Below are 1,586 nucleotides of genomic sequence, written 5' to 3'. Positions count from 1 at the left end.
TGTTTCGCAAAACTATTTTACAACAAAATGAGGAGGCAGGGTGAATTTATTTTTTATTTTATTTTTCCTAGACTTTTTGCTTAAGTTCGCGCCTATGGGGACAGGCCCCTTTCTCCACGGAGTCGCCTGAAGATTAAGCGTTACAACCGAAAGATGCCAGTCCCCTCCCAGTTAGCTGTGAATATTCGAACGCTGCTATTTTTTTGAATTTTTTACTTGTATCTTCGGAAAAACGTGATACAATGTTAGCATGGACTTTGGAGATATAGCTCAGCCGGGAGAGCGTTCGCCTCACACGCGAGAGGTCACGGGTTCGAGCCCCGTTGTCTCCATTATTTTTGGGCGTTATTCCGTTGTTTTCGGGATAGCGCCTTTTGTTGTGCGCCCGTCGGCGCACGTTTCGTTTGCGCGCCATAGGCGCGCTTTAACGGGAGAAAGTCCCGAACACGCCTGGGCAACGAGGAAATGTATAGTCGAACAGCAAGGGGAGTTGGTATAGCAGGCATACATCAGCCGCCGTGGCTGCCCCAAGCCTCGAATAGCCATGTCCTGAGGTTCTAAAAGCACGCCTCTTCGCCAAAGTGTACAAAAAAATTCCGGCTTAAGCTCTGTGAGAACGGCTTAGGCTGTTTTTCTTGCGCACAGTGCTGAAATAATGGGATAATCAAACAAAAAGTACCGTCGCCGCTGCGGTGTCCCACCCAAAGGCGTGTACCGGGGGCCGTTCTTCAAGGCGGAGGCTTCCGGGAAGAAAAGGAGGAACAATCATGAGAAAGAAACAGGGCTGGAAACGGCTGTTATCGTTGGCGCTTTGCGTGAGTATGCTCTTAGGCCTGCTGCCATCCAGGGCGGTTGCGGAAAGCGCGGAGAACCTGAAGTCGAGCGTGAACAGCGCTTCTGTCGTGGAGGGGGAGACTCCGTCCTCGCAGGAGCCGTCCCCTGAGGGGGACAACGCCCCGGCGTATTCCGATGCGTCCAGCCAGCCGGCGTCTGGTTCGGCCGGCACACCGGCCTCTGAAAGCGCAGCGCCCTCTGGTTCCGAAAGTAATTCGCCCACGGAGGGTATTTCTGCGCCGGGCCCGGACAACAACACGACACCAGGCTCGGACAGTACCCCGACACCAGGTTCGGACAGTAACACGACACCAGGCTCGGACAGTAACACGACGCCAGACCCGGACAGTACCCCGGCCTCCGGCTCCGACAGCACCTCCCAGAACGGAGACACCCAGAACAGCGGCTCCCAGAACAGTACCTCCCAGAGCGGCGTCATCTCTGTCCCTGACGTAGAGCTGGGCATGGATTCTTCCTCCTCCAAAGACCCTGCCGGCGACAAGGAAAACGGTCTGAACGCGGCGGACCAGCCGGAAGGGGATGCGCGGGCCGCGTCCGATGACCAGCAGGTGTGGAACGCGGTGTTTACCCCGGAAGAGGACGGAGAGCCCGTGGCTGCTTATGACGACGGCGTCACCGTCATGCCCATCGTGCTGACGGACGGCATGACGCTGCCGGTGGCCCAGGGCGCGGCGGGTACGCTGACGGTTCCCGCAGACGTAAATAACCTTGTGCTTACCGGTCCTGGACTT

The 1,586-nt window shown here is 56.7% G+C and carries 1 protein-coding gene and 1 tRNA gene; both read left to right on the top strand.

The annotated features are described in order from the left end of the window. Positions 1-259 precede the first annotated feature (259 nt). A tRNA-Val gene (locus ABC831_RS26305) sits at positions 260-332 on the top strand. Between the two features lie 435 nt (positions 333-767). Next, positions 768-1,586 (top strand): hypothetical protein (locus tag ABC831_RS26300; protein ID WP_343251042.1); only part of this gene is annotated, 819 nt, incomplete at its 3' end.

This window comes from Diplocloster hominis (genome assembly GCF_032380655.1).
GTDB lineage: Bacteria > Bacillota > Clostridia > Lachnospirales > Lachnospiraceae > Diplocloster > Diplocloster hominis.
Note: the sequence above shows the minus strand (reverse complement) of the source record. Positions and strands in the feature narration are given on the sequence as shown.